23 protein-coding genes are annotated in these 23,447 nt (G+C 67.2%); 12 read left to right on the forward strand and 11 right to left on the reverse strand.

All coding sequences use genetic code 11. The annotated features are described in order from the left end of the window. The first annotated feature begins 237 nt into the window (after positions 1-237). Complete coding sequence (locus QW845_RS32905) at positions 238-498, forward strand: hypothetical protein (protein ID WP_315805667.1); 261 nt, start codon at positions 238-240, stop codon at positions 496-498. A gap of 226 nt (positions 499-724) precedes the next feature. Here the strand turns inward: QW845_RS32905 and QW845_RS32910 are convergent, their stop codons facing one another. From QW845_RS32910 to QW845_RS32925, 4 genes are all read right to left on the reverse strand, one after another. Beyond that, positions 725-907, reverse strand: coding sequence for a hypothetical protein (locus tag QW845_RS32910; protein ID WP_409997997.1), 183 nt, complete (start codon positions 905-907; stop codon positions 725-727). 86 nt (positions 908-993) lie between these two features. Further along, positions 994-1,617, reverse strand: coding sequence for a peptide chain release factor H (prfH, locus tag QW845_RS32915; RefSeq protein WP_315805668.1), 624 nt, complete (start codon positions 1,615-1,617; stop codon positions 994-996). Then, positions 1,614-2,753 carry an RNA ligase RtcB family protein gene (locus QW845_RS32920; RefSeq protein WP_315805669.1) on the reverse strand — a complete coding sequence of 380 codons (1,140 nt, stop codon included), beginning with the start codon at positions 2,751-2,753 and terminating at the stop codon, positions 1,614-1,616. The genes prfH and QW845_RS32920 overlap by 4 nt, the downstream gene beginning before the upstream one ends. Before the next feature lie 479 nt (positions 2,754-3,232). After that, on the reverse strand, positions 3,233-4,216 hold the full coding sequence (locus QW845_RS32925) for a phosphotransferase enzyme family protein (RefSeq protein ID WP_315805670.1): 984 nt from the start codon (positions 4,214-4,216) through the stop codon (positions 3,233-3,235). Between the two features lie 847 nt (positions 4,217-5,063). Here QW845_RS32925 and QW845_RS32930 point away from each other — a divergent pair. Then, entirely contained in the window at positions 5,064-6,293 is a 1,230-nt protein-coding gene (locus QW845_RS32930) for an APC family permease (RefSeq protein WP_315805671.1), read from the forward strand. 25 nt (positions 6,294-6,318) lie between these two features. Beyond that, on the forward strand, positions 6,319-7,596 hold the full coding sequence (locus QW845_RS32935) for an MgtC/SapB family protein (RefSeq protein ID WP_409997998.1): 1,278 nt from the start codon (positions 6,319-6,321) through the stop codon (positions 7,594-7,596). 11 nt (positions 7,597-7,607) lie between these two features. Here the strand turns inward: QW845_RS32935 and QW845_RS32940 are convergent, their stop codons facing one another. The 5 genes from QW845_RS32940 to QW845_RS32960 form a co-directional block, all read right to left on the reverse strand. Beyond that, on the reverse strand, positions 7,608-9,569 hold the full coding sequence (locus QW845_RS32940; RefSeq protein WP_315805673.1) for a putative bifunctional diguanylate cyclase/phosphodiesterase: 1,962 nt from the start codon (positions 9,567-9,569) through the stop codon (positions 7,608-7,610). 240 nt (positions 9,570-9,809) lie between these two features. After that, positions 9,810-10,367, reverse strand: coding sequence for an HNH endonuclease (locus QW845_RS32945; protein ID WP_006610584.1), 558 nt, complete (start codon positions 10,365-10,367; stop codon positions 9,810-9,812). Between the two features lie 232 nt (positions 10,368-10,599). Continuing rightward, positions 10,600-11,574, reverse strand: a complete 975-nt coding sequence (locus QW845_RS32950) for a peptidyl-alpha-hydroxyglycine alpha-amidating lyase family protein (RefSeq protein WP_315805674.1) — start codon at positions 11,572-11,574, stop codon at positions 10,600-10,602. A gap of 75 nt (positions 11,575-11,649) precedes the next feature. Then, positions 11,650-12,741 (reverse strand): DUF2855 family protein, encoded by a 1,092-nt coding sequence (locus QW845_RS32955; protein ID WP_315805675.1) that lies wholly within the window; start codon positions 12,739-12,741, stop codon positions 11,650-11,652. 108 nt (positions 12,742-12,849) lie between these two features. Further along, on the reverse strand, positions 12,850-13,503 hold the full coding sequence (locus QW845_RS32960) for a DNA-3-methyladenine glycosylase 2 family protein (protein WP_315805724.1): 654 nt from the start codon (positions 13,501-13,503) through the stop codon (positions 12,850-12,852). A gap of 121 nt (positions 13,504-13,624) precedes the next feature. On the opposite strand from QW845_RS32960, the gene gluQRS reads away from it, so the two are divergent. Together gluQRS and QW845_RS32970 are read left to right on the forward strand one after the other, a co-directional pair. After that, positions 13,625-14,494, forward strand: a complete 870-nt coding sequence (gluQRS, locus tag QW845_RS32965; RefSeq protein ID WP_315805676.1) for a tRNA glutamyl-Q(34) synthetase GluQRS — start codon at positions 13,625-13,627, stop codon at positions 14,492-14,494. 572 nt (positions 14,495-15,066) lie between these two features. Beyond that, entirely contained in the window at positions 15,067-16,209 is a 1,143-nt protein-coding gene (locus QW845_RS32970; RefSeq protein ID WP_409998000.1) for an ATP-binding protein, read from the forward strand. On the opposite strand, the gene QW845_RS32975 is transcribed toward QW845_RS32970, so the two are convergent. Beyond that, positions 16,136-17,029, reverse strand: a complete 894-nt coding sequence (locus tag QW845_RS32975) for a YihY/virulence factor BrkB family protein (protein ID WP_315805678.1) — start codon at positions 17,027-17,029, stop codon at positions 16,136-16,138. The genes QW845_RS32970 and QW845_RS32975 overlap by 74 nt on opposite strands. Positions 17,030-17,159: 130 nt before the next feature. Here QW845_RS32975 and QW845_RS32980 point away from each other — a divergent pair, with 130 nt between their 5' ends. From QW845_RS32980 to QW845_RS33005, 6 genes are all read left to right on the forward strand, one after another. Further along, positions 17,160-17,354, forward strand: coding sequence for a twin transmembrane helix small protein (locus QW845_RS32980; protein WP_015664263.1), 195 nt, complete (start codon positions 17,160-17,162; stop codon positions 17,352-17,354). A 45-nt stretch (positions 17,355-17,399) separates the two neighbouring features. Further along, a complete protein-coding gene (locus QW845_RS32985; RefSeq protein ID WP_315805679.1) occupies positions 17,400-17,972 on the forward strand; it encodes a cob(I)yrinic acid a,c-diamide adenosyltransferase in 573 nt (190 codons plus the stop codon). A 117-nt stretch (positions 17,973-18,089) separates the two neighbouring features. Continuing rightward, a complete protein-coding gene (locus QW845_RS32990) occupies positions 18,090-18,839 on the forward strand; it encodes an electron transfer flavoprotein subunit beta/FixA family protein (protein ID WP_315805680.1) in 750 nt (249 codons plus the stop codon). Then, the gene (locus QW845_RS32995) at positions 18,839-19,783 is read left to right on the forward strand and encodes an electron transfer flavoprotein subunit alpha/FixB family protein (protein ID WP_315805681.1); all 945 of its coding nucleotides are present in this window, start codon (positions 18,839-18,841) and stop codon (positions 19,781-19,783) included. The genes QW845_RS32990 and QW845_RS32995 overlap by 1 nt, the downstream gene beginning before the upstream one ends. A 99-nt stretch (positions 19,784-19,882) precedes the next feature. Then, positions 19,883-20,761 (forward strand): 3-hydroxybutyryl-CoA dehydrogenase, encoded by an 879-nt coding sequence (locus QW845_RS33000; RefSeq protein WP_315718147.1) that lies wholly within the window; start codon positions 19,883-19,885, stop codon positions 20,759-20,761. A gap of 80 nt (positions 20,762-20,841) precedes the next feature. Beyond that, the gene (locus tag QW845_RS33005) at positions 20,842-21,039 is read left to right on the forward strand and encodes a putative motility protein (protein WP_315805682.1); all 198 of its coding nucleotides are present in this window, start codon (positions 20,842-20,844) and stop codon (positions 21,037-21,039) included. A gap of 190 nt (positions 21,040-21,229) precedes the next feature. Here the strand turns inward: QW845_RS33005 and tlpA are convergent, their stop codons facing one another. Beyond that, positions 21,230-21,919 (reverse strand): thiol:disulfide interchange protein TlpA, encoded by a 690-nt coding sequence (gene tlpA, locus QW845_RS33010; RefSeq protein WP_315805683.1) that lies wholly within the window; start codon positions 21,917-21,919, stop codon positions 21,230-21,232. Positions 21,920-22,017: 98 nt separating this feature from the next. Here tlpA and argH point away from each other — a divergent pair, with 98 nt between their 5' ends. Next, a complete protein-coding gene (gene argH / locus QW845_RS33015; protein WP_315805684.1) occupies positions 22,018-23,409 on the forward strand; it encodes an argininosuccinate lyase in 1,392 nt (463 codons plus the stop codon). Positions 23,410-23,447 lie beyond the last annotated feature (38 nt).

Genomic DNA, 23,447 nt, shown 5'->3' on the forward strand with positions numbered 1-23,447 from the left:
AGACAGGACGCCTCGCTGCGCTATCCTCTCAGCCGTGCTGCCGGCCGTCGTGCCCTACCGCGCGAGCGGTTTAGTCCCTTGACCCGAAGCAGAACTAGGAACCGTTTTTGGACGAATTGCGTGAAAGGTTCTATTCCGCGCAGGGCCAACGCCTGAGAGCTCGGGCCGTGAGCTCCGCCCCCGAGCGAATACGACGATCGTAGCGGACCGAGGCATGACAGAGGGGAAGACGATTTCATGAAGAGAAATACTCCACGAGTGATCGTAATCGAGAACAGAAATCATACGCCGATGGGCATACAGATCGAGCCATGGGCGATGTATGAACGGATCGCGCCCGGATCGCGCGCGGAATTCGCCTTTGAAAATGATCTGGATCGGACCTTGGAATTCACGATCACCGAAAGAGGTGATGCTTTCATCGGCATCGATGACGACATCACGTTTTCGATCGACGGGCAGGTGGTCTTTAGTTCACGTCAAGATGACCGGAGATGAGGCAGCGCTGGTGGCCTCGCTTGAGCGACCGGACATCGTGGGAGCTTGGCCGACATCGGGCGTTCATCCATCGATGCCAAGGTCCGCATATCGCCCATATCCGACGCTCTGGCCGACGGGCGGAATGTCCGGTTCGAGGCTCAACGGGCAAAAAGGCGGCATATCACACTGTATCAATGACCGTGGGCCCAGATATGCCCCAGATCCACCGAGGCCATATCGAGCATTAGAAGAAGCGCCCCGTCAGCCGCTCCGCCTCCCAGCTCTCCAGGAATTCACGCCCGCGCGCGGTCCATCGGACCGGCTCGCTGCCCCATTCGCGCGAGCGGCTGGCGTGCTCACCCATCACCCAGAGGTGCCGTACGATGGAATGCGCGGCCTCGAAGTCGGCCGCGGAGATGGCGCGCATGGCGGTCGTCTGGCGGAGAGATGACTGTGCATCCCTGCCTGTCGAAGGTGCAGTCGGGGGCTCTCACGCCCCCGGCTGTCCGGTGATCATCCCGCCGGCCTGAACGCCGGTCCCTCGAAGCGCAGCCCGGCTGCGCCACGTTCGACGCTGTCATGCGCCGCGTGGATGAGGCGCGCCTCGCCGGCGTCCGCCAGGCGCGCGCGGCCGTCCAGCAGTGCAGCGAGACGCGCGAGCGCCAGCGCCTTATTGCGATGCTGCGAGCGGCCGTCGCGCGCGATCGCGACCAGCCCCGTCGGAACGTGAACCGCGCGCACCGCGCTCTCGGTCTTGTTCTGGTGCTGGCCGCCGGGCCCGCCGGCACGAAAGCTTTCGAACCGGACGTCGGTGGCCGCCAACGCCGCCAGCCGCTCCGACAGGGGCAGATCGACGATGCCGACGAACCAGTTCTTGCGGCCGTGATGCGGCCGCAGCGGACTGCGGCACACCCAGAGCAGCGAGCCCTGCGTCCAGCGCCGCGCGAGGTCAGACGCCGCCGGCCCGTCCAGCACGACGATCGCGCTGGCCGGCCCATGCCGGTCGGTCTGCTCTCGCGCGATCGCGCATGCGCAGTCCGCCGCCTCGGCCTCGTCGGCGAGCCGCTGAAGCGCATGCGCCACCGCGAGCCGGCATTCTGCGGGACCGCGCCCCGCCGTGAGGAGCAGCCGTCTCATCGCCGGTCCTCCTTGCGCGGCCGCTCGACGGCGATCTTCTTCACCGTCACCAGCGGGCGGAAGCTGGCGACGACGCGCGCGAGCCCGAATGCTTCGAGATCGGCGATCACGCCGGCGATCGGCTTGTAGGCCTCCGGCGCCTCCTCGGCGAGCAGCGCGCGGTCCTCGCAGATCACGCGGCCGCCGAACGGATTGCGCGCGAGACGCTCGCGATCCGATCGCGTGGCGCCGACACGGCCGATCATCGATGACCGGTCGAACTTGCGACCGGCGCCATGGGCGATCGACCACAACGCCTCGTTTGGCGCTGACGCGAGCGGCGCGACCAGATAGGATAGCGCGCCGCGCGAGCCCGGCACGACGACGAGCCCCTGGTCGGACGGCGCCGCGCCTTTCCGGTGCAGCACGCCGTCTGCGCGGTGCTCGATGCAATTGTGCGAGCACGCGCAGACCGGATCGGCCTCACAGCGCAAGGCCGCTGCCGCCCGGCGAGCGATCACCTGGCGGTTCAACGACGCCCAGCGCAGCGCGTGGTCATGCGCGGCCAGATAGGCCTGACCGGCTTCGCTGTCGGGGGCGAGCGGCTTCAGCCCGTCCGCGACGTGCCGTTCGAGCAGCGCGTGGCCGAGGCCGCGCGAGCCCGAATGCACCAGCAGATGCGCGCGGTCGCGATCGATGCCGCAGGAGGGATCGAACACCTCCTCCACCGCCTGCAGCTCGCAGAAATGATTGCCGCCGCCGATCGTGCCGAGCGAGGCATCGAAGTCGGACGGTGCCAGCTCACATCTCGCGAGCTCGCTTGCGATGTCGCCGTCATAGGGTGTGGCGACGTCGCGCAGCCGGTCGGCCGCCTTGTCGACGCGGATGCGGCGCGACGCGAGGTCGAGCGCGAACAGCGCCATGCCGCAGCCCGCGTCGGAGCCGACGAAGGCCGGGTGGATATGGTCGGCGAGAATGGCGCAGCCGACCGGGCCGAACTTGCCGGGATGCAGGTCCGGCATGCCGGCGACGGCACGCACGCCGGAGATGGCAGCCACTGTTTCGAGCTGGCGCACGGCGGCGCCCTCGATCCAGGAGCTGGACGAGTAGTAACCGTGAATCGGCGCACGGCCGTCCACGCGATGGGAAATGCCCATGGGAGTACCTTGGAGACAGACAGGGAGATATGGTCAGGGATGATCAGCGCGCGCGAAGGCGCACGCAGGCCGCGCCACACCTCGCCTCACGCGAGGATCAGGCCCGGCGGCTCCTGGCGGAGCAACGGATGATCGCAGTCATCGTCTTTCTCCAATCGGCGGAGCGGAATGCTCGACGCCGGTGACGTACTAATCACATCGTTCGTGGTTTGACAATGCGTCTGATGAGTTGATCTGCTGGCTGTGGCGGACGCGACACGGCAACCGCCGCAGCGATCAGAACAACGTCAGGAAATCGATGCGTCGATGATGACCTTGTCGAAGGACGGTGGCGGATCGATTACCGGGAGCACCCCATGCGACGGAAGCGCTGCGACCTGAGCGACATGTCCGCCACGCAGCCGATGATGCCGAGCCGGCGTACCCGAACGATCGTATCAGTCATGGTTCAAAGTCTCCCATGCTGCCGTCGGTCAAGCTCATATAAGGCGTGCCCCCAGCTGCTGCGCCTCCCAGCCTTCAAGGAATTCACGCTGCTGCGTGATCCAGCGGACCGGCTCGCTGCCCCACTCGCGCGAGCGGCTGGCCTGTTCGCCCATCAGCCAGATGTGCCTGACGATCACGAAGGCATGCGCGGCCTCGAAATCCGCCGCCGAGATCGGGCGGACCGATCGATAGCCGTCGACGAAAGCATGCCACGCCGCGTGAAAGCGCCGACCGAACGACAGCTTGGCCCACAGGAACACAGCCAGGTCATAGGCCAGATAGCCGCGGCCGCCATCGTCGAAATCGAAGAAGACGGCCTCGCCAGCGGCGCCGATACGCGCATTGAAGCCATGGCAGTCGCCGTGACAATGCGTCCACGCCAGGCCTTGCATCGCCTCGATTCCGGCGGCTGTTCGCGCACAGACCTCCTGAAGAAAGCCGCCGTCGTCGGATCCGATGGTGCGACAGAGATTCTCAACGCGCGCGAGCGGCCGGTGCAACAGATGGTCGAGGTCCAGCCGGTAGAGCGGCGCTTCCGGCTGATAAGACATCGCCGCATCGTGGACTCTCGCAAGCGTGACGCCGTTGGCGTGAGCATCGGATTGCGAGGCGACGTCCGGCATTCGTCCATCGATTGCGGGAAACAGCACGCCTTCCCGTCGGCCTTCCGCCGCCTCGCCGCGCACGAACAGGTTGCCGTCGCGCGCCGGAACGGCCGCGGCTACGGGCACGCCGCAGCGCGCCAGATGCGCGAGAAAGTCGGTTTCGGTGCGGACATCGGCCGCGCCTCGGGCGCGGTGATGCGACAGCCGAAAGACGTAGCGGTCGCCGCTCGCGGTCGTGACAAGATAGACGTCGTTGAAACCGCGATTCACCATTCGGCACGCGAGCGGCTCTGATAGCACGTAGTGATGGGCCACGAAGCGTCCGATGCTCTCGGCGCTGGTTGTCGTGTAGAGCGGCTCGAATTCGGGCACAGTGCCTGTTCCGGAATGATGCGATGTTGTGGCATCCTAAGCCGCTGCGGCTCGCGGTGGAAGGCGGCGAACGCGCGTGTGATGGAATCGCTCAGGCGTATTCAGGTCGTGCGGGGCTGCCCGCCGGCCAAATCAGTCAAATGTTTCGCGCGCAATCGGCCGACATTGTCCAGAGCCTCGACGAAAAAGATTCTTGTTTCTTGTTTTCGGAATTTGTGGTCATCTATCGCCATCCCGCCTCATGCAGAGGGGCGTACGCGTCGTCACGATACGCTGGGGTGGGGAGTGGTGGCCGTTGCGATGTCGGGCGCGTTCGCGCGCAGACGACTGACGCCGTGACGGACGGTCAAGCCGTGTGGTCCTGGCGCCCCGACGCTGGCGTCAAGTCTGCTGCGACATGACGTGTCGTGCGGATGACGGGGGCAAACAAGCCGGTCCCCGGGGAGAGCGCGGAGCAGCCGTGAAAACCATCGCGCGGGGAAGGCCGGGTCGATCCGGCTGTACCTGTGGTTCCTGCCCCGTGCATTTTCTCCGCACGGGGGCCACGGGCCTCAGCCGAGGCTCGGTCTTCCCTGCACCCTCTCGATTGCAGAGAGGGAGTTCTATCAGCACGGCTCGGGCGGATTGCGCCGCGAGAGCGCAGACGCGTGTCTCGGCAGACGCATGTAGCACGAACGCGACTGGGCGCCGGTGCGTCGGCGACCCGCGTTGCGCTGACAGGCGGTCGAATGCCGCAGCCGAGCGGATCTTGCGCAGGTCCCGGTTGACCGAGATCAACAGGGCTCGCGCCTGCTCCCTTAAGCCCCTACAACTCGGTTGCTCGTCGTGATCAGGAATGGAATTCGTGGTGCCGCAAGATCCAATCGTGCCTGCGTCCGGCTTGCGGCGTCGGCTCGGACTGCCGTTGCTCGTGCTCTACGGCACGGGCGTGACCGTCGGAGCCGGCATCTACGTCCTGATCGGCGCGGTCGCCGGCCATGCCGGCATCCATTCCTCCTGGGCGTTTGCGCTGGCGGCGTTCGTGATGACGTTCACCGCCGCCTCCTATGCCGAGCTTGCGACCCGCTATCCCGTGAGCGCCGGCGAGGCCGCCTATGTCCGCGCGGCCTTCAAGTCGCGGCTGTTGTCGACCGCGGTCGGCACGCTGCGGCTCGCCACCGGCATCATTGCGGCGGCGGCGGTGACGCTCGGCGGCGCCGGCTACATCCGGCAGCTCATCGACCTGCCGACGCCGTTGATCGCGATGGCGATCGTGGTCGTGCTCGGCATGGTGGCGTCCTGGGGCATTCTCGAATCGGTGATGCTCGCCGGACTGCTGACCCTGATCGAGACCGGCGGCCTGCTGTGGATCATCGTCTCGGCCGTCCACTCCGGCGTCGCGTTCGGCCCGGCCTTGCTGATCCCGCCGCCGCTCGAGCTCGGCGTTCTCTCCGGCATTACCTTCGCCGGCCTGCTGGCGTTCTTCGCCTTCGTCGGCTTCGAGGACCTCGCCAACGTCGTGGAAGAGGCCAAGCGCCCGCAGCGCAACATTCCCTGGGCGATGGCGCTGACGCTGCTGATCACCTCCGCGCTGTATGTGCTGATTGCCGCGATCGCGGTGACCGCGGTGCCGCCGGCCGTGCTGTCGGCCTCGCCGGCGCCGCTCAGCCTGGTGTTCAATGCCGTCGCCGGCATCAGTCCGGCGACGTTCAATGCGATCGCGATCGTGTCGACGCTCAACACCATTCTCGCCCAGATGACGATGACGGCCCGCGTCGTCTATGGCATGGCGGGGCAGGGCGACCTGCCGCGCATCGCCGGCCGGGTCGATCCCCGCACCGGAACGCCGCTGATCGCAACCGGCCTCGTCATGCTGGCGGTCGCGATCCTGGCGCTGGCCTTCCCGCTGGAGCGGCTGGCGGAAGGCACCTCGCTCGCGACGCTGACGATCTTTGCCATCGTCAATCTGTGCCTGCTCCGGATTCGCATCCGGCGCATCGGGTCGGATGCTCCCCATGTCAGGGTGCCGCTATGGATTCCCGCACTCGGTCTCATCACATGTCTGCTGATGATCGTCAGCGCATTCGTCGCGCCGTGAACAGGTGTGATTCAGGACGATGGCGATGCCGGATGTCATGAGCCTCAGCCCCGAGATCATCGCGATCGTCGTCGCACTCGGCATCGGATTGCTGATCGGCCTCGAGCGCGAGCGCCGCAAGGGCGAGGGACCCGGTCGCTCGTCCGCGGGGTTGCGGACCTTTGCCGTGGCGTCGCTGGCCGGCGCGATCGGCATGCTGATCGGCGGCAAGCTGCTGCTGGCCGTCGTCACCGCTGGAATCATGGTCCTGACGGCGATCGCCTATTGGCGCTCGCGCAGCGACGATCCGGGACTGACCTCGGAGGCGGCGCTGATCCTGACCGTCCTGCTCGGCGGCCTCGCCACCGAGCGTCCCGCGCTGGCGGCCGGCGTCGCCGTCGTGCTGGCGGTGCTGCTCGCGGCGCGGCCGATGCTGCACGATTTCGTCCGTTCGGTGCTCAGCGAGAGCGAGCTCAAGGACGGCCTGATCTTTGCCGCGGCGACGCTGGTCGTGCTGCCCCTGCTTCCGGATCAGCCGATCGGTCCGTTCGGGGCGCTCAACCTGCGCGGCATCTGGACGCTCGTGGTGCTGATGATGGCCATCGGCGCCGCCGGGCATATCTCGATGCGTCTGCTCGGCGCCCGCGGCGGGCTCGCGGTGTCCGGCTTCGCCTCGGGCTTCGTCTCCAGCACCGCCACGATCGGCGCGATGGGCGCGCGGGCGCGCAAGGCTCCGGAACTTGGCGGTGCCGCGGCCGCGGGCGCGGCATTGTCGACGGTCGCGACCATCGCCCAGCTCGCCGCGGTGCTGGCCGTCACCAGCCTGCCGGCGTTGCACGCGCTGCTGATTCCGCTGCTCTGTGCCGGCGCGGCGGCGGCGGTCTATGGTGCGATCTTCACGATCGCCGGGCTGCGGCAGAGCGGCGCCGCCGACCTGCCGACGGGGCGCGCCTTCAGCCTGCCGGGCGCGCTGCTGCTGGCGCTGACGATCTCGGCGGTGCTGGTGCTCTCGGCCGCGTTGCGCGAGGCGTTCGGCGAAGCCGGCCTGGTGGCGAGCGCCGCCGTCGCCGGTCTGGTCGACACCCATGCGCCGGCGGTGGCTGCGGCCACGCTTGCCGCGGCGGGCAAGATCGGCGCGGCCGATGCCGTGGCGCCGGTGCTGGCGGCGCTGTCGGCGAACACGATCAGCAAGATCGTGGTGGCGTGGACCAGCGGCGGATCGTCCTTCGCCCTTCGCCTCGTTCCCGGACTCATCCTCGTGATTGCCGCCGCGTGGGCCGGCGCCTTCGGTCCGGGCCTTGCGCAGATGCTGGTCCTTCCGTGAGCGCGCCGCGCCTACGCGCTGCGCGGCAAGGGCTCGACCGCGGCAGCAGCACCGCTGCGATGCTGGACGAGCCACGCGATCGCGTCGTCCTCCTTCATCGGCTTGCCATACAGCCAGCCCTGTCCGTAGGAGCAGCCGAGCATGCGAAGGCACTCGGCATCCTGTTCGCTCTCGACGCCCTCGGCGATCATGCGGTGGCCGAGCGGCAGCGCCACCGCGGTGATCGCGGCGACGAGCTGCTGGTCCCGGCGGTTGGCGGCGATGCCGTGGATGAAGGAGCGGTCGATCTTGATGGTGTCGATCTCGACCGCCATCAGGTTGGCGATCGAGGAATGGCCGACGCCGAAATCGTCGATCGCAAGACCGAAGCCATATTGGTCGATCAGCTTCAATTCGTCGGCGCAGCGCCTGGGATCGAACATCGCCTCTTCGGTCACCTCGATCTCGATCCGGTGCGGATCGACGCCGTAGCGCTCGGAGACGGTCTTCAGGGTCTGCGCCGGCGAGTGAAGCGGGAATTCGCGCGGCGAGACGTTGATCGACACCCGGATGCCGTGCGCCTTCTTGCGGTCGAGCGCGCGCAGGAACGCGCAGACGCGCTCGCCCACGAACTCCGTGAGCTGGCCCGACAGGCGCAACCGGATCGCCGCGGACACGATGTCCGGCGGCGGGATCAATCCGGCGCTCGGATGCTTCCAGCGCAGCAGCGCCTCGAAGCCGATGACCTCCTGGGTCGCCATCGCCACCTGAGGCTGGAATTCGACGTGGAGCTCGCGGCGGGCCAGCGCCGCCGGCAGCTCGGCGTCGAGCCGGCGCTGCAGTGTCAGCTCGGACTGCATCTTGGCGTCGAACACGCGCATGCAGGCGCGGCCGTCGTCCTTGGCGCGGTAGAGCGCGACGTCGGCGCGGGCGGAGAGCTCTTCCAGATCGATCGGGCCTTCCGCATGCGTCGCGATGCCGATCGAGCAGCTGACGGGCAGCAACTGGCCCGCGATCGCGAGCGGCTGCGCGAGGGCGGCCATCAGCCATTCGGCGAGTGCGACGGATCGGCTCGCCACATCGTCGCCCTGCATGACGACGACGAACTCGTCGCCGCCCAGGCGGACCGGCAGATCCTCGCCGCGGCAGGCGGATTGCAGCAGCGCGGCGATGGCCTGAATGACCCGGTCGCCGGCATCGTGGCCGCGCGCGTCGTTGATGGTCTTGAAGTTGTCGACGTCGATCAGGAGGAATGCGACCCCGCGTCCGGAACGGCACGCCGCGGCGGCCACGGTGCGGAAGTGACTGCGATTGGCGAGCCCGGTGAGCGAGTCCGTGCGAACCAGACGCTCCAGGGCGTGATTGGCCTCGGCCACCGACTCCGCGAGAACCGTCGCCTCGATGGCGGTATTCTGGCTCGCGATGAAGTTGCGCTCGCCGAGCCGCGAGGCGCGGAACAGCATGAAGGTCAGGAACGCGACGTCGGCCGCGACGACGTAGTCGACGTCGCTGCCCGAGATCAGCATCCGCAGCACGGTCGCGCCCATCAGTGGCGCGCCGAAGGCGATCGCCATCGGCGAATAAGCGAGACTCTGGATGATGGCGCCGGTGGTGGTGCCGGCCATGATGAAGACGACGTCGTTGACGTTGTGCGCGCGGGAGAAGGCCGGCAGCGCGATCGGGACGATCGCCCACAGCACGCCGCTGGCGAAGGCCATGATGGTGAGATTGCGCAGCACGCGCTGTGCATCGCGCTCGATCCGTCCGGATGCCTTCAGGTACGACACCCATCCGGCGCGGAATGCGGCGAAAACGATGGCGGCGCCCAGCCAGCCGAAGATGAGGGTGCCGCCCTCCCTGAGATACAGCAGCAGCGCCAGCGAGGTTGCGATCGCCACGTTGGCAAACAGGGTCAGGGAAATGTTCTGCAGCGAGCTCGCCGCCTGGGCTTTCGCGAGCGCCGCCGCCTTGCACTCGGGGATTGCGGTCTGCATGCGCGGAACGGACAGCCTGCTCGAACAATGACGGAAGCGGGCAGCCATGATGGGGCCCACGCGGCAACGCGCGATCATGCTGAACAGGGGCCTAAGGCGGGGTTAATCCAGTCCATTATACCGCCGGACGGCCGCGCCATTCGGCCAGCGGATCGGGCGGCGGGGCATGCGCGGGCAACAGCCAAAGCGTCGCCGCGCCCAGGGCGACGTCCGCACCAGCTCCGACGACGTGCCGATCTGCTACGGATCGAGCTCGGTGTCCCAATAGAGATAGTCGAGCCAGCTATCATGCAGGTAGTTCGGCGGGAACAGCCGGCCGTTGCGATGGAGCTGGTGGACGGTCGGCGCATAGGGCGCCTGCTTGGGGAACATCTTGGCCTGCTGCGGCGTCAGATTGCCCTTCTTCAGATTGCAGGGCGAGCAGGCGGCGACGACGTTCTCCCAGGTGGTCTGGCCGCCCTTGCTGCGGGGAATGACGTGATCGAAGGTCAGGTCGTCGCCGGAGTGGCAGTACTGGCAGGCGAAACGGTCGCGGAGGAAGACGTTGAAGCGGGTGAAGGCCGGATGCGTCGACGGCTTCACGAAGGATTTCAGCGAAACCACGCTGGGCAGCTGGATCTCGAAGGATGGACTTCGGATCGCGCGGTCGTAGTACTCGACGATATTGACGCGATCGAGGAACACCGCCTTGATCGCGTCCTGCCACGACCAGAGAGACAGCGGGTAATAACTCAGCGGCCGGAAGTCCGCGTTCAGCACCAACACCGGCCAACCGCCTTGCGAGACATGTGCGTTCAAGTAACGCTCCTGGCCTCCATAACGGCTGCGAAGCAGCATGCCCTGACATACTACATGCAGCGTGACGGGATTGTGAAGCCCCAAGAATGGCTTGACACATGGTTTGACCTGGCTTCTCCCGCCTTTCGAGCTGCGGTCAAAGCGCGTCAGAACCGTGGCAGAGCGCTCAGCCGCTGCACTGCAAATCAGTTGCATGTCCTCGGCCGGGGCCAGCATCCGCTGGTGGCCAAGGTCAGCCAGGGACGCGCTCCAGCTTCTGCAGACAGCGATGGATCCTGACCTCGTCCGGCATCGGCCGGTCCGGAAAGCTCGTGCTCCAATTGGTGACGCCGACCTCGCCGACATAGATGTCGCCGCGGCTGTCGATCGCGAGGCCGTGCGGCGCCAGGAAACGCCCGGTTTCCAGGCCCGGGCCATGCTCGCCGCCGAGCCGGGCGATGCGCCGGCCGGTGGCGTCGGTGATGGTCAGCCGCGGTCCGAGGTTGGGAACGTTGAGGTTGACCGGCATGCCCGGACCGAGCTCGCCGATGATGAAGGTCTTGCGCCCGGCGCCGCAGGCGCACAGCGCGCAGGGCCGATGCAGATTGTTCCACTGCGTCTCGTAGCGGCCGTCGCCGTCGAAGATCTGGATGCGGTGGTTCTCGCGGTCCGCGACATAGACGAAGCCGTCGGCATCGGTCGCAATGTTGTGAACGATGTTGAACTGGCCGGAATCGGAGCCGGGCTCGCCCCAACTGCGGATTAGCCGGCCGTCGGGTGTGTATTTGTGGACCCGTGCATTGCCGTAGCCGTCGGACACGTAGATCTCGCCGGATGGCGACAGCGCGGTGTGGGTGCAGCGGTTGAATGGTTCGCCGCTCATGAAGGGCGTCGGACGCTCCGGCAGGCCGATCGTCAGCAGCACCTTGCCCTCGGGCGTGCATTTGCGCACGGTGTGGTCGCCGTCGTCGGTGCAGTAGAGATTATCGTCCGCGTCGATCGACAGGCCGTGGGCGCGGCTGAACAGCCCCTCGCCAAAACTCCTGATGAAATTGCCGTCGCGGTCGAACACGATCATCGGATGGGCGCCGCGATTGAAGGCGTAGACGCGGTCCTTGCTGTCGACGGCAACCGAGGCGACGTCGGTCAGCGCCCAGCCGTCGGGCAGCCTGGCCCAGCCCTTGACGACGCGATAGCTGTGCTCGCCGGAGCCGAGAGTGATGGACATGAAGCAGCCTCCGGGAATTCGCCTGATCTGAGCTGCCGCAAGGCTACACGCGACCGGCACCCGGCGGAAAGCGCCTCATGCCGTCATTGTCAGCATGTGCCCCTGATCCGGCGGAATGCGTCCTTGCAGCGTGTCGAGATAGATCCGCTGCACCGCGTCGGGACCGCGTCCATCCACGATCGTCAGCCAGCCGTCGAGCCGCGGCGCAAAGTCCTGCCACGCCGCGCCGAGCCGCTTTTCGATGCCGCCGGGTCCCCATTCCCTGGCGCGCTTCCTGATCTGGTCGGGCGCGAAGAACCAGGTGGGCCGGGCACCGGGAAGCGCGTCTGCGTCGTCGATGACGTCCTGATGCGTCAGGCCGATGCGGCCGGAATAGACCAGGTTGTCGCCGTAGCGTCGATGCAGCGCGGCGCGCAGACTGGCATTGCCGGCCATGTCGACGAAGGCCGCGCTCGTCCCCGCGTCGAGCATGTCGATCGCATCGTAGGTCACCACCTCGTCATAGCAGCCGAGCGAGCGGACGAAGGTTGCATTCGATGGCGAGGTCAGCCCGATCACGCGGATGCCCTTGCGCTGCGTATGCAGGAGATGGGCGAGTCCGAACGCGGTCTTGCTCGAGGCCGAGGACAGGATCACGGTGGTTGCGCCGAAATGGGCATGTTCGGCGAGGAAGTCGTCGACCAGGAACGACAGCATGAACAGCGGGCGCAACAGCGCCTGGTAGTCGCCTTGCCGTCCGGCAAAGGCGGGATCGTCGCCCACCCGTGCATAGGCGTTGTAGACCGGCGCGACGCCCTGGCGGTGTGCGGCCGCGTCGCGCAGGCCGCGCTTGCCGACGTCGGCGGCCTCGATGACGAGATGCGTCGCCATCGGGAAGTAGCCGAACAGGCGCTCGCCTTCCGCCACGGCAGGATGGCGAGAGGCGATCACGTCGCCGAAGCCCCACACGGGGATGATGCCGAAGCCGCCGGGCGCAGGAAACAGTTGCCAATATTTCAACTGCTCGCCGAGCAGGGCATAGGTGATGTTGTTGGCGGTGAAGGCGAAGCGGTCTACCTTGACCAGCAGCGCCTCGGCCGGAAGCGCGTCGCTGCCGGGAAGCTCGGTGACGATCGTCTGGCACTGCTGCAGATCGCTGCGTGCGACGATGAAATCGGACGATTGCATGATGAAGACCCCGGCCATGCGATGATGTGCGTCGTGGTGCGATCCTGGCCGACATCGATGACCGTTTTGCAACCCCAACTTTGTTTGAAACGGCGTTCGCCGAAGTTGTTAGTTCGCCGGCGTGATGACGCCCTCGCGTTTCTTGAGCACGCGGTAATAGCTCCACCACAGATGCGCGGCCGCGCCGCGCAGCGGCCGCCAGCCTTCTGCAAGCGGCATCATCTGCTTCGCTGTCGGCCGCGCCGCAAGGCCGAGCCCGACCTTGACGGCCTCCTGCACGGCGAGGTCGCCGGCCGGCCAGGCATCGCCATGGCCAAGGCAGAACAGCAGGTAGACGTCGGCTGTCCACGGCCCGATGCCGGGCAGCGCGGTGAGGGTCGCATGCGCGGCGTCGGCGTCCTCATTGGCGAGAACGTCGAGATTGAGGCGCTCGGCGCCGAGTTCGCGCGCAATGTGCTTCAGCGTCTTGATCTTGGCGGCCGAGAGCCCGAGCCGGCCCAGCCGGTCGGCACGGGCGCGGCGGATCGCGTCGGCATCGAACGGATCGAACGCCGCCTGCAGCCGGCCCCAGATCGCCGCCGCGCTCGCGGTCGACAATTGCTGGCCGCAGACGATGTGCGCGATCCCGGCAAAGCCCGGCTCCCGCCGCCGCAACGCCGGCATGCCGGTGGCGGCGAGGATCGGAGCGAGGCGGTTGTCCTGCTTCACCAGCTCGCGGACCGCGTCCTCGAGAATGTCCTGGCTGTCGAGATGGAGGGTCATGTGTCTAAAGCTTTCTGCGTCGTCATGCGCGGGCTTGACCCGCGCATCCATCTCGGATCGAACGTAATTGAAGGATGATTGTCGGATCGCGCCAGCTCAAGTCCGGCAATGACAAGATGTCATGCCACCCGTTTTCCGATTTGCCCCCAGTCCGAATGGCTATCTGCATCTCGGCCACGCCTATTCGGCGCTGTTGAACGTCCGATGCGCGCAGCAGAGCGGCGGCCGCTTCCTGCTGCGCATCGAGGACATTGACCCCACCCGGTGCCGGCCGGAGTTCGAGCAGGCGATCTATGAGGACCTCGCCTGGCTCGGCATCGCGTGGGAGCAGCCGGTGCGGCGACAATCGGAGCACCTTGCCGAGTACCGCGCTGCGCTGGACCGGCTGCGGGGCATGGGGCTGGTCTATCCGAGCTTCGAGAGCCGGGCCGAGATCGCGCGGCTGGTCGCGCAACGGGATGCGGACGGGGCCTGGCCGCGCGACCCCGACGGGGCGCCGCTCTATCCGGGGACGGCGACCTCGCTTTCCGAAGCGCGACGTGCGGGGCTGATGGCCGGTGGCGTGCCCTATGCCTTGCGGCTGGACATGGCCGCGGCGATCGCGCGCGTGGGCCGGCTGGCCTGGGACGAGCAGGGCGCCGGGCCTTCGGGCGAGAGCGGCAGGGTCGAAGCAAGGCCGGAGGCGTGGGGGGATGTGGTTCTGGCGCGCAAGGAGACGCCGACCAGCTATCACCTGTCCGTAGTGCTCGACGACGTCCTGCAGGGGGTGACCGAGGTGGTGCGCGGCCAGGACCTGTTTCATGCCACCAGCGTCCACCGGCTGCTGCAGGTCCTGCTCGGCCTGCCGGCGCCGGCCTATCGGCATCACCAACTGATTCGCGACGCACAGGGCCACAAGCTGTCCAAGTCCACCCAGGCGACGGGATTGCGCGCCTTGCGCGCGGAAGGCGTCTCGCCGGCGGAAATCCGACACAGGATCGGCATGGTCTAGCCGCGTCCTGCCGCAAGCCCGATGTCTTCCCACGTTTCCGGCGGGGACAACCTCCGGGGCATCGTGACACCCGGAAACGACCGTGCCATGCTGCTCGGTGGCGCGGGTAATCGGGAGCTTCAATCGAAAGCGGCACGACGAGACATGACAGTAGAAGTGCCCCTTCGTTTTTCGGAGTTCATGTCACAGGGGCCATGATGAAGCGCGTTCGGAACATGAGTACGGGGCGCCGGGCCCGACCGGCCAAGCCGGCTGCGCCCAGGCCCGCCGCGGCGTCGAGGCCGGCCGGTGGAAAGACGCCCTCTGGAATGGCGCCGTCGAAGGTCTCGTCCAAAGCAGGGAAGCCGAAGACGCCCGCCGCGAAGGCGCCGCCGGTCAAGGAGCGCGCCAAGGCGCGACCGCTCAAGAAGCACGTTCCTCAGGTCACGGCGATGGCGGGGAGCCGGCGCAGCGCGGCCAAGGCCGGATCAGCAAAACCTGGATCAGCCAAGCCTGGATCAGCCAAGCCCGTCTCGGCGAAAGGGGCGGCGTTCGCGCCTGGCGGACCAGGTGCGGGAGTCGTCGAAGCCGCCTTGGCGGTGTTCGCCCACGAGGTCCGCACGCCGCTGACAGGCATTCTCGCCATCAGCGACCTGCTCGCCACATCCGAACTCGGCGAGCGCGAGCGGCGCTGGGTCGACACCATCAAGGCTGGCGCGGAGCACCTGTCGAGCCTGGCGACCCTGTTCGTCGATGCCGCCAAGCAGGAGACCGCGGGGACGCTGCTGCGCGAGGATCTGTTCGACCTGCGCGTGCTGGCGCGCGCCGCCGGGGACTCGCTGTCCGGCCGCGCCGCCGCCAAGGGGCTGGAGGCCAAGGTCCGTGTCTCCGACGATTTGCCGGGGCTCGTCGTCGGTGACCCCGTGCGGCTACGCGCCGCACTCGAAAATCTGATCGATAATGCGGTGAAGTTCACCGAGCAGGGGGGCGTGGCGCTGGACATCGCGCTGGCCGGCAAGGCCGGGCGCGGCAGGCCGATCAGGCGCGCCGCCAAGGGCAAGGTCGCGGTCGCCTTCCGTGTTTCCGATTCCGGCATCGGCCTGACCCTGCAGGAGATCAAGCGGCTGTTCCGCCCGTTCAGCCAGGCCAATGTCTCGATCGCCTCGCGCTTCGGGGGCGCCGGCCTCGGCCTGTCCTCGGTTCGGCAAATCGCGCGCGCCATGGGCGGCGACGTCGCGGTGGCGCCGCATGAAGGCGGCGGCACGACCTTCACGCTGACCGTGGCGCTGACCGTGGCGGCCGCGCCGCACACCACGGCGGGCGGCTCGGAAGATGGCGTCACCCTGGGGCCGACGCGGCCCTTGCGCATCCTCGGCGTCGAGGACAATCCGTTCGGCCGCGTGGTGCTCAACACGATCCTCAACGAGCTCGGCCACCAGGCGGAGTTCATCGGCCGCGGCGAGGCCGCACCGGAGCGGATCATGGCCGGCAGCTACGATGCGGTGCTGATGGACATGGTGCTGCCCGGCATCAATGGTGTCGAGGCGATTGCCCGTATCCGCAAGCTGGATGCGCCCCACGGCACGATCCCGATCATCGGCGTCTCCGGACGCGGCGAGGACGAGGCGGCCTCGCGCGCCGCCGGCGCCGACGCGTTCCTGCTCAAGCCCGTTTCGCCGCGGGCACTAGCGACTGCGCTTCTTGGAGCGACACGCCGCGCGGCAGCCGCGACTTGATGATCGAGGCGTTCAACTCGCCGCCATACACGAAGATCGCGGCGATGAAATACAGGAACACCAGCGCGATGATCACCGATGCGAGCCCCGCATACATCGTGACGTAGTTGTTGGCGAACCGCGCCAGATACTGGCCGAACACGATGCCCGACACCAGCGAGGCGATGAAGGTGAAGACGATGCCGGGCATGATCTGCATGAAGCTGCGCCGGCCCGCCGGCAGCCAGGCATGCAGGATGAACAGCGCCACAATCAGCGCGCTGATGGTGATGCCGTAGCGCGACAGGTTGACGAAGCGCTCGTTGGCCTCGACCGCCAGCGGCAGGTAGCGCCGGGCGGTGGCCAGCATCAGCGGGCCGAGCACGATCAGGAACGACATCGCCAGCGCCGTGATCGCGGCGACCAGGGTGTAGCCGATCGATTCCAGCCGCAGCCAGTACCAGCGGCGCTGCTCGATCACGCCATAGGCGCGGTTGAGCGCGACCCGCAGCGCCTCGACGCCGTTCGAGGCGAAATAGACCGCGAGCACGGCGCCGATGGTCAGCGCGTCGGTCCGGGTCGTGGTCAGCACGTCGTGGATCTCGCCGGTCAGCGCATCCGCGACCTGGGCCGGCCAGGTCTGCAGCATCAGGGTGGCAGCCTGGTCGGCCAGATCCTTGGAGCCGAGAAAGCCGGCGAGCGAGGTCAGGACGATCAGAAACGGAAACAGCGCCATCAGGGTTGACAGCGCGATATGGCTGGCGATCGCCCAGCCGTCGTCGGCGAGGAAGGTGTAGAACGCGTCCATGACGACGTGGAAGATGTAGCGAAGCGCCTTCACCTGTTCCTGCACTCCGCGAAACGATGTGATTTGTACAATCCGATATTACGGGCCCAAAAGCCAGAAGTTGCGGCCTCTGGCGGTCCGATCCGGCATGGCGCTCCTGCGTCTGCGGTGTTATCTAGCCCGAATGGCTTCACTTCTCGGTAAATTCATCCTTCCCATCGCCGTCGGCGCGGTCGCGCTGGTGCTGTTTCTCGGCCTCGTCAACATGACGCGGGGCGGCTCGCCCAACCTGTCGCAGAAGCTGATGCGCTGGCGGGTGATCCTGCAGTTCGTCGCGGTCGTCATTGCCATGGCGGCGATCTGGGCGATGGGGCGCTGAGACCGAGACGCCGAGGCGTCGAGAAACGGACGTTGAGAACGCAGCATGGTGGTCCTGAATCGCATCTACACGCGGACCGGTGACGACGGCACGACCGCGCTCGGCAATGGCGAGCGGCGTCCCAAATACGATCTGCGCGTCTCCGCCTATGGAACCGTGGACGAGACCAACGCCGCGATCGGCGTGGTCCGGCTGCATCTGGCTGATGCGCCCGAAATCGATGCGATGCTCGGCCTGATCCAGAACGATCTGTTCGACCTCGGCGCCGATCTCGCGGTGCCGCAGCGCGAGGGCAAGGCCGAGCGGCTGCGCGTCGTCGCCAGCCAGGTCGACCGTCTGGAGCGCGACATCGACACACTGAACGAGCGGCTCGCGCCATTGACCTCGTTCGTGCTGCCCGGAGGGACCGCGGCGGCGGCGCATCTGCATGTGGCGCGTACCATTTGCCGCAGGGCGGAACGGATCATGACGGAACTCGCCGGCAAGCCGGACGAGCCGGTCAGCGAGGCCGCCATTCGTTATATGAACCGGCTGTCGGATTTCCTGTTCGTCGCCAGCAGGGCGGCGAACCGGAACGGCGCCGGCGACGTGTTGTGGGTGCCGGGGCAAAACCGTTAACCCGGGGGCGTGCGGGCCTGCTTTTTTCGCCCGTCGCGCGTTGACCGGGGGGGATGGGCGCTTTAGGTTCCGCGCCCGAAAGGTCAACCCCGGACAATTTAGAGCGAAAGAGGATCGATGAAGGTTCTGGTGCCGGTCAAGCGGGTGGTCGATTACAACGTCAAGGTCCGCGTCAAGAGCGATGGATCGGGCGTTGAACTCGCCAACGTCAAGATGTCGATGAATCCGTTCGACGAGATCGCCGTCGAGGAAGCGCTGCGGCTGAAGGAAGCCGGCAAGGCGACCGAGGTGGTGGTGGTCTCGATCGGGCCCGCGCAGGCCTCGGAGACGATCCGCACCGCGCTCGCGATGGGCGCCGACCGCGGCATCCTGGTCAAGGCCGAAGGCAATGTCGAGCCGCTCGCAGTCGCCAAGATCCTCAAGGCGGTCGCCCAGGAAGAGCAGCCTGGCCTGATCATCCTCGGCAAGCAGGCGATCGACGACGATAGCAACCAGACTGGCCAGATGCTGGCGGCGCTGCTCGGCTGGGCGCAGGCGACCTTCGCCTCCAAGCTCGAGGTCGAAGGGTCCGACTTCAAGGTTACCCGCGAGGTCGATGGCGGCCTGCAGACCGTGAAGCTGAAGGGACCGGCGATCGTCACCACCGATCTCCGCCTCAACGAGCCGCGCTACGCGTCGCTGCCGAACATCATGAAGGCGAAGAAGAAGCCGATCGCCGAGAAGACCGCCGCCGACACCGGCATCGATCTCACGCCGCGGCTCGAGGTGATCAAGACCGCTGAGCCCGCGGGCCGCAAGGCCGGCGTCAAGGTCAAGGACGTCGCCGAGCTCGTCAACAAACTCAAGACCGAGGCGGGGGTGCTCTGATGGCCACGCTGCTGATTGCCGAACACGACAATGCGTCCGTCAAGGACGCGACCAACAAGGCGCTGACGGCGGCTGCAGCCCTCGGCGCCGATGTCGACGTGCTGGTCGCGGGTCAGGGCGCCAAGGGCGCGGCCGACGCCGCCGCCAAGCTCGCCGGCGTCAAGAAGGTGCTGCTCGCCGACGATGCTGCCTATGCGCATGATCTCGCCGAGCCGCTCGCGGATCTCGTGGTCAAGCTCGCCGCGAACTACGACGCGATCGTCGCGCCGGCGACCTCGCGCTTCAAGAACGTGATGCCGCGCATCGCCGCTTTGCTCGACGTGATGCAGGTGTCGGAGATCATCAAGGTCGTGGCGCCCGACACGTTCGAGCGGCCGATCTATGCCGGCAACGCGATCCAGACCGTGAAGTCGAAGGACGCCAAGAAGGTCATCACCGTGCGCACCTCCACGTTCGCAGCCGCGGGCGAAGGTGGCAGCGCGGCGGTGGAGAGCGTGGCGGCGGCCGGTGATCCGGCGCTGTCGAGCTTCGTCGGCGAGGAGGTCGCCAAGAGCGATCGTCCCGAGCTGACCTCGGCCAAGATCATCGTCTCCGGCGGCCGCGCGATGCAGAGCCGCGAGAACTTCGCCAAGTACATCGAGCCGCTCGCCGACAAGCTCGGCGCCGGCGTCGGCGCCTCGCGCGCCGCGGTCGATGCCGGCTACGCACCGAACGACTGGCAGGTCGGCCAGACCGGCAAGGTCGTCGCGCCGGAACTGTATGTGGCCGTCGGCATTTCAGGCGCCATTCAGCATCTGGCCGGCATGAAGGACTCCAAGGTGATCGTCGCGATCAACAAGGACGAGGACGCGCCTATCTTCCAGGTGGCCGATTACGGCCTGGTGGCGGACCTCTACCAGGCGGTTCCCGAGCTGACCGACGCGCTCGGCAAGCTCGGCAAGTAACGCTCAAGACACCGGCCGCATGGGACCGCGGCGGCCGGTGTTCTCACTTCCAAGGGCATGGACGGGCGCAGCAGGCGTGCCGTTCGGGTGGATGACAACATGGCTCAGATCAACAAGCTCGGAGTGATCGGCGCAGGACAGATGGGCAACGGCATTGCGCACGTTGCCGCGCTGGCCGGGCTCGACGTGGTGCTCAACGACGTCACCGCTGATCGGTTGAAATCGGGCATGGCGACCATCAACGGCAACCTGACCCGCCAGGTCGCGAAGAAGGTGATCTCCGAGGACGCCCGCAACCAGGCGCTCGGCCATATCTCGATCAGCGAAACCCTCGATGGCCTCGCCGATTGTGATCTCGTCATCGAGACCGCGATCGAGAAGGAGGACGTCAAGCGCAAGATCTTCCACGATCTCTGCGCGGTGCTGAAGCCGGAGGCGATCATCGCCTCCAACACCTCGTCGATCTCCATCACCCGGCTCGCCGCCTGCACCGACCGGCCCGAGCGCTTCATCGGCATTCATTTCATGAATCCGGTGCCGCTGATGGAGCTGGTCGAGCTGATCCGCGGCATCGCCACCGACGACGCCACCTTCGAGGCGGCCAAGGAGTTCGTCGGCCGGCTCGGCAAGCAGGTCGCCGTGTCCGAGGATTTCCCGGCCTTCATCGTCAACCGCGTGCTGCTGCCGATGATCAACGAGGCGATCTACACGCTGTATGAGGGCGTGGGGAATGTCGAGGCGATCGACGCGGCGATGAAGCTCGGCGCGCACCACCCGATGGGGCCGCTGGAGCTGGCCGACTTCATCGGCCTCGATACCTGTCTGTCCATCATGCAGGTGCTGCACGAAGGGCTGGCGGATTCGAAGTACCGGCCGTGCCCGCTGCTGGTGAAATATGTCGAGGCCGGCTGGCTCGGCCGCAAGACGCAGCGCGGCTTCTACGACTATCGCGGCCCCAAGCCGGTGCCGACCCGCTGATTTTACCGCCGCTGGGCGCCATCGATACGCTTCGTTAAGGGACGCGGCTTAACCTCGCCGTAACGAGAGGTTGTACGCGTATGGACATGAGCTTGGTGGCTGCGGTCATGGCGCAGCAGGCGGGTGCGACACAGCAGCAGGTCGCCACGTCGGTGCTGAAGCAGAACCTGAATGCCCAGAAGGACGCGGTGCTGACGCTGCTCGGCGGCGCGCAGCAGACGCTGTCGCTCGCCAATGCCGGCCCCGGCGTCGGCGGCAACCTCAACATCGCCGCCTGAGCGGGACGGGCCGTCGGTCTGGTCCCCACCGGCCGGAAATGAAGGGCCCGCCTCCCGCCAATCGATCACTCGTCATGCCCGGGCTTGTCCCGGGCATCCACGCGGTTCTGCGCATGCCGGCCGACGTGGATGGCCGGGGACAAGCCCGGCCATGACGGCCTGGAAATAGCTTCCTGCAAAACGCTGAGTGTCAGAGCCCCGCCGCTGTCTTCGTCGTCGCCGCCTGGATCAGCTTGACCGCGTCGGCGCTGTCCCACTCGGCAGGTCCCGCGATGGTCGCGATCTCGCAGCCCTGGGCATCGACCAGCACCGAGGTCGGCATGCCTAGCGCGCGGCCGACCGCCTTCAGATCCTGGAACACCTTGGCCTTCGGGTCGCTGAAATAGGCGAGCCGGGTCAGCTTGGCGTCGCTCAGGAACGCCTTGGGCTTCTCCGGATCGCGGGTGTCGATGTTGACCGCGACCACCTGGAAGGCGTCGCCGCCGAGCTTGGCCTGCAGCCCGTCCAGCGCCGGCATCTCCTTGCGGCAGGGCACGCACCAGGTCGCCCACAGGTTCAATAGCACCGTCTTGCCGCGGAAATCCGACAGCTTCCTCGCTGCCCCCGTGCCGTCCTCGAAGGCGAGGTCCGGCAGTCGCAGCGGAACGGTGGCCGCCGTCAGCGCCGCCACCTCGCCCTTGATCAGCGGCGAGATCCGCTTGGCGGTGGCGACCGCCGCCTGACAGGCCTGGTCGCCCGCCGGCCGTCCCTTGAGCAATCCGCCAAAGGTCGCCGCGGCGAGGCCGGCCACGGCGACCACCGCCACGGCACCGGCCGCGAGCAGCGTTCGCCGCGAGGAAGCGGGGCGGGCAGGGGACGTATCCGGCTTATCGTTTGTCATCTCGGGTCGGTTGCGGCTATCAGAGGCGCGAATGTCGGGAGTCCGGACGGTGTGTCCCATCCCGTGGCGATCAGCAAGGTCTTGGAAGCGGTTCAGGCATGAGCAACACGATGTGGGGCGGACGGTTCTCGGAGCGTCCCGACGAGATCATGGAGGACATCAACGTCTCGATCGACGTCGATCGCCACCTTTACGCGCAGGATATCGCCGCTTCCAAGGCGCACGCCGCCATGCTCGCCGCCCAGGGCATCATCACGGCGGGTGATGCGAAAAATATCGGGAAGGGTCTAGACACGATTTTGTCAGAGATCACCAAGGGTTCGTTCGAGTTCAAGCGGGCGCTGGAAGACATTCACATGAATGTCGAGAGCCGCCTGTCCGAGCTGATCGGCCCCGCCGCCGGCCGCCTGCACACCGCGCGCTCGCGCAACGACCAGGTCGCGACCGACTTCCGCCTGTTCGTCCGCGACACCATCGACGACATCGACGCGGCGCTCGCCGCCTACCAGCACGCGCTCGCCTCCCGCGCGCTCGACCATGCCGGCACCGTGATGCCCGGCTTCACCCATCTGCAGACCGCCCAGCCCGTCACCTTCGGCCACCACCTGCTGGCCTATGTCGAGATGGCCGGGCGCGACCGCGGCCGCTTCCTCGATGCCCGCAAGCGCCTCAACGAATCCCCGCTCGGCGCGGCCGCGCTCGCCGGCACCTCGTTCCCGATCGACCGCCACGCCACGGCGGAAGCGCTCGGCTTCGACCGCCCGATGGCCAATTCGCTCGACGCCGTGTCCGACCGCGACTTCGTGCTGGAGACCTTGTCGGCCGCCTCGATCTGCGCCGTGCACCTGTCGCGCTTCGCCGAGGAGATCGTGATCTGGACCTCGCCGCTGGTCGGCCTGATCAAGCTGTCGGACAAGTTCACCACCGGCTCCTCGATCATGCCGCAGAAGCGCAATCCGGACGCCGCCGAGCTCGTCCGCGCCAAGACCGGCCGCGTCATCGGCGCGCTGAACGCGCTGCTGATCGTCATGAAGGGCCTGCCGCTCGCCTACCAGAAGGACATGCAGGAGGATAAGCAGGGCGCGATGGAGGCGTTCGCCGCGCTGTCGCTGGCGATCCGCGCCATGACCGGCATGGCGCTCGACCTGGTGCCGGACGAGGCCCGCATGAAGGCCGCCGCCGGCGAGGGCTATGCGACGGCGACCGACCTCGCCGACTGGCTGGTGCGGAGCCTGAAGATGCCGTTCCGCGAGGCCCATCACGTCACGGGGCGCATCGTCGCGCTCGCCTCGAAGCAGGGCGTCGCGCTGCACGAGCTGCCGCTCAAGGCGATGCAGGAGGTCGAGCCCAAGATCACCGCCGAGGTGCTCGGCGTGCTCTCGGTGGAATCCTCGGTGAAGAGCCGCACCAGCTACGGCGGCACCGCGCCGAAGAACGTCGCCGCGCAGGCCAAGGCCTGGCTGAAGCGGCTGGAAAAACAGCGAAAGTAGGGCTCCGTCTGAAATTTGATCGGCCCGGCGTGGCACTC

This window comes from Bradyrhizobium sp. SZCCHNS3002 (assembly GCF_032377435.1).
Classification (GTDB): Bacteria; Pseudomonadota; Alphaproteobacteria; order Rhizobiales; family Xanthobacteraceae; genus Bradyrhizobium.